Origin of the sequence: Candidatus Ruminimicrobium bovinum (assembly GCF_902760015.1) — a bacterium.
Lineage (GTDB): Bacteria > Elusimicrobiota > Endomicrobiia > Endomicrobiales > Endomicrobiaceae > Ruminimicrobium > Ruminimicrobium bovinum.
This window is the reverse complement of sequence record NZ_CACWEU010000141.1, coordinates 1-4,661: the sequence shown is the minus strand read 5'-3', so window position 1 is coordinate 4,661 and position 4,661 is coordinate 1. Positions and strand designations below refer to the sequence as shown.

Annotated in this window: 3 protein-coding genes and 1 pseudogene; 3 read left to right on the top strand and 1 reads right to left on the bottom strand. The window is 30.4% G+C overall.

Features of this window, described 5'->3' with window-relative positions; genetic code table 11:
- Together ACMUOV_RS05005 and ACMUOV_RS05000 are read left to right on the top strand one after the other, a co-directional pair.
- Positions 1 to 981, top strand: a 981-nt coding sequence (locus tag ACMUOV_RS05005) for an FtsX-like permease family protein (protein WP_413854010.1), incomplete at its 5' end; no start/stop codon positions are given.
- Position 982: 1 nt separating this feature from the next.
- Complete coding sequence (locus ACMUOV_RS05000) at positions 983 to 1,642, top strand: ABC transporter ATP-binding protein (RefSeq protein WP_413854009.1); 660 nt, start codon at positions 983 to 985, stop codon at positions 1,640 to 1,642.
- Between the two features lie 49 nt (positions 1,643 to 1,691).
- Here the strand turns inward: ACMUOV_RS05000 and ACMUOV_RS04995 are convergent, their stop codons facing one another.
- Complete coding sequence (locus tag ACMUOV_RS04995) at positions 1,692 to 2,048, bottom strand: helix-turn-helix domain-containing protein (RefSeq protein WP_413854008.1); 357 nt, start codon at positions 2,046 to 2,048, stop codon at positions 1,692 to 1,694.
- Positions 2,049 to 2,465: 417 nt separating this feature from the next.
- Between ACMUOV_RS04995 and ACMUOV_RS04990 the strand changes: the two are divergent.
- Positions 2,466 to 4,661 (top strand): annotated as a pseudogene (locus ACMUOV_RS04990) (hypothetical protein); the annotation flags it as partial.

Here is a 4,661-nt window from a genome sequence, read left to right as displayed (position 1 = left end):
GTAATAGAAGAAATTTCAAAATCATCTTTTGTAACGGCCTCTTCACCTTACATTTACGGGCAGGGAATAATCAAAAAATATAAATCAACGGCAAGCGGAACAGGTGCCGTTGTTAAAGGTATTGACTATAACAAAGAAAATGCAATGCTTAATTTATCAGATAAATTGTCGGAGTTCTCTCTTATGGAAGATGATAATATTTCTTCCGACGGTATTATTTTAGGCAGTGAACTTGCAAAACTTATAGGCGTTCAAACAGGTGATGACATTGTAATAATTTTTCCGAGTCAAATTTCATCTGTTCCCAAAATGAAAAAATTAAAAGTTGAAGCCGTATTTCATTCGGGAATGTATGAATATGATACTACTCTTGTTTATGTTGATTTAAAAACGGCAGATGATATGTACGGCTTTTCCGGCGGTGTAAGCGGTATTGCCGTGATGACGGAAAATTTTGAAAAAGTTCAAAGTTTTGCAAAACAACTTCAGCAAGAATTGGATTATCCGTACAGGGTTCGCTCTTGGATAGATATGAATAAAAATTTGTTTTCCGCTTTAAAGCTTGAAAAAATAATGATGTTTATTATTTTGGCACTTATAATAATTGTTGCAAGTTTTAACATAATTTCAAATATACTTTTATTAAGTGTTGAAAAAACTAAAGAAATAGGCATACTTGCCGCATGCGGCTTTTCAAGACTTTCAATATCAAAAATATTTTTTTATGAAGGAATTATTGTTGGAACATTGGGTACAATTTTAGGACTTACACTCGGTATAACAATAAGTTATGTTTTAAAGAATTTTAAAATATTCGATTTGCCGCAAGGTGTTTATTATATCGATAAATTACCTGTAGTGTTACTGCCGCAAGACATTATTTCCGTGTGTGTTTGTGCTTTTGTAATAACGGTTATATCGGGTTTATATCCCGCTTATCAGGTTTCAAAATTAAAACCCGTTGAAGCATTGAGATATTAATATGAAAATAGAAACAATAAATTTGGTAAAAAATTATAAAACATTAAAATCACCCGAAGTTCAAGTGTTAAAAGGAATAAACTTAACAATAAATTCAGGTGAAACCGTTGCGCTTACCGGACCTTCCGGTGTCGGTAAAAGCACTTTAATTCACTTGTTGGGTTTAATGGATAAACAAACTTCGGGAACAATTTTATTGGACGATATAAATGTAACGGATTTATCTGCCAATCAACTTGCAAAATTAAGAAAAGAAAACATAGGTTTTATTTTTCAATTTCATTATTTACTTGCCGATTTTACGGTTTTGGAAAATATTTTAATTCCCGCATGGAATAATTACAAAGAAAAAGAAAAACGGGCTTATCAATTACTTGAAATGATAGGGCTTAAAGACAGGGTAAAACATTTACCGTCGGAGCTTTCCGGAGGGGAACAACAAAGGGTTGCAATGGCAAGGGCATTTATAAACGAACCTAAAATAATTTTTGCCGATGAACCGACCGGAAATTTGGATAGAGCAACAGGTGAAAAAATAGAAAATTTGATGTTTGATATATGTAAAGAATTTAAAACTACGTTAGTTGTCGTTACACACAGTCGGGAACTTGTCAAACTTGCCTCAAAACAACTCGTCATGGAAAACGGCAAAATTAAATAGTTGTAAATTTTAATTCTGCTGTCGTTTTATATCCGTTAGTGTTTTGTCTTCATATAATTTTATCTCGTAATAATTTATTTTCCAACTTTAACAATCTTATTTCATGGTCTTGAAGTTGAATTTTCATATCTTTTAAATCGGTATTGATAACATTGTTAAAATTTTTATCATCAACTATTGAATTTTTAAAAATCTTTTGTTTGTCGTTATAAAAGAAATCCGGCTTTACTCCTAAATCTTTTGCAAATTTATATAATGTTGCAGGTTTAGGACTTCTTTTGCCGTTACAATAAGCGGAAACAAAAGCTTCTGTTACATTTAATTTTTTTGCTAATTCTTTTTGAGTAAATCCTTTTTCAAGCATTATTTTTTTTAGCTGTTTTACAAAAAAAGATTCTTTGTTCATGTTTACTAAAACTCCTTGTTAAAAGTTGTAAAAAATAAAGCAAAAACGTTGACAAATAAAACAAAATATATTAAAATTAAAACAAAATTAAACATAATTACTTTTTATGTGTAAAAATAAAAATTTTACAAAACAAAAAAATAAGTGTTTGGAATATTAATTTTTTTTGTAAAACAAAAATAAATACAAAGAAATATAAAAATGTTCTTTGCACAAGAAACGCGCAACACTATATTATACTAAATACTTTAAAATTTACATAATGTTTTGTAGAAACTCAATTATATTTTTATGCTCTCTTTCTTTTGTAGTACAATCGCAGTGTACTACTTTCGCCGGGGTCAACGGGCAAGCATTTGCTCCAATCATTTGTTTGCCCACCCGGTACCTTGAAATATATAGTTGGAGTCATATTTTATGAAAAATTTCGTGTATAACATAAAGTCTGTCATTTCTTTTCTATCTATTCTTTTAATTTTTCTGCCTTTGATTGTTATTGCTGATACTACAATAAGTGAAGATACAGATATTTCAATAATAGGTCCAAACAGCACAACAAATAATGTTCCTGCCAGCTCAACTTACGGTTTAAATATAGAAGGTAATTTAACAATAACAAACGGTGTTACAATTGCCGGGAATATATTATCGGGTAATTCTACGGTTACAGGCACAAGTGGTGTTACAGGAACAGGTGGTGCAGCTTACGGAATAAATACAACAGGTAATTTAATTATACAAGACGGTTCAATAATTTCAGGTAATATAACTGGTGGAATAGGTTATGGAGGAGGTTCCAGTTTAACTGGTTCTTCATATGGAAATGGAACTGGGTACGGTGGTGCTAGTTATGGTATTTATAGTGAAGGACAAATAGAAAATATAAATGTAGAGGATTTAATAGTAATTGGTGGAACTGCTTATGGTGGTGGTTTAGCTATTAATAAAACAGGTGATGCTGATAGTGGTGGTAGTGGAACCGGTTATGGTGGTAATAGTTATGGTATTAATGCAAATGAAATACAAAATGCAAATATTCAGAGTTTAATTGTAACGGGTGGCAGATCTTTTGGTGGTGGTTTTGCTTTTGATGCCAGAGATGGAAGATATAGTACAAGTGGTGGTGGTAATGGAACAGGAGGTTCTGCTTACGGAATAACATCAAAAAATATTAGTAATTCTTTAGTAACAATGAAAATAGAAGGTGGTATAGGTTATGGAGGTGGTTCTCAAGGATTATACCCTGGAGCTATTTCTTACAATGGTGGTGCAAATGGAATTGGTCATGGCGGTAATGCTTATGGTATATATATATCTGAAAATTCAACAATAACAGATAGTAATTTATATGTAAATGCAAAAGGAGGTACTGCATATTCAGGTAATTCACATTATATGAATTTAGATTTAGAAAATATTGATATTATGTTTGTTAGAGAAACAAATGTATCAGCTTCAAATTATGGGCAGGGTGGTAATGCTTACGGTATAAAAGTTGAAGCAAATAAAACTTTAAATATACAAAATAGCCAAATAACAATACAGGCAACAGGTGGAAGGGGTAGTACAATAAGTAATATTCCATATTATGGAGTAAGTTACGGAATCTATTTAGAAGAAGGTGCAATTTTAACTTTAACAAAAGTTTTAACCGATATTGATGGTATTATTTACGGAATAAACGGAACAATAAATTTAAATGAATCTACGGTAAATTTATTAAATAATTCAAATTTAACAGGAATAAGTCTAAATTTAGACAGTTCAAAAATAAATTTAGCAAACAATAATATAAGTAAAAATTATTTAAATGGTTTAACATCAACAAATTCGAATATATGTTTTGATGCTGATATTGTTAGTGCTGTAAGTGATAAAATTTTTATATCCGGTTCTGCAATCGGACAATTAAATATTGATGTTGCAGATATAAATTTTTTTAATATAACAAAATATGCCGGGCGAGCAGGATTTTTTAACTTATTTAGTAATGATAGTGATTTGAGTGGTATGGTATTAAATGTAGATAATAGTAATTTCCAATTAGTGTATGGAAGAAAATTGTTAAACTTTACATTTGATAGCGAAACTAAAAACATAAACTACGGTTTAACGGAAAATATAAATTTAATTACACAAATTGCTGCACGGCAGGCGGATAAAATATATATTTTTACAAGAGAAGAGTACTATGTAGAAAGTTTAGGTGCTTTATATGGAAAAGAACTTACGGTATACGGTAAAGGTAACACAGTAGTAAATTATGATAATGCAACAGGTATTACATTGGCTGACGGACAAATATTAAATATAGATAATTTAACTTTTACCGGTTTTAGCCAATACGATATCAATAACAGCGGAAATTTAAATTTAACCGGAATAGTAAATTTGAACACAGGTATAACCGGTACAACTGTCGGTAATATAGGTACAATTAATTTAATCCAAAGCACACTAAAATTACTAAGCAATGCAGGTATAACGTATAATAATATAAATTTAATAAATTCAACAATCAATTTAGAAGAAGGAAAAATAACAGGCGGGCTTTTAACATTAACAAATAATTCTGTAGTAAACTTAGCAAGTGGGCAAACGGAAAACAGTAAT

Excerpts from the sequence above, each read along its gene's own strand:
- ACMUOV_RS05000 (WP_413854009.1), top strand. The coding sequence starts at position 983 with ATGAAAATAGAAACAATAAATTTGGTAAAAAATTATAAAACATTAAAA.
- ACMUOV_RS04995 (WP_413854008.1), bottom strand. The coding sequence starts at position 2,048 with ATGAACAAAGAATCTTTTTTTGTAAAACAGCTAAAAAAAATAATGCTT.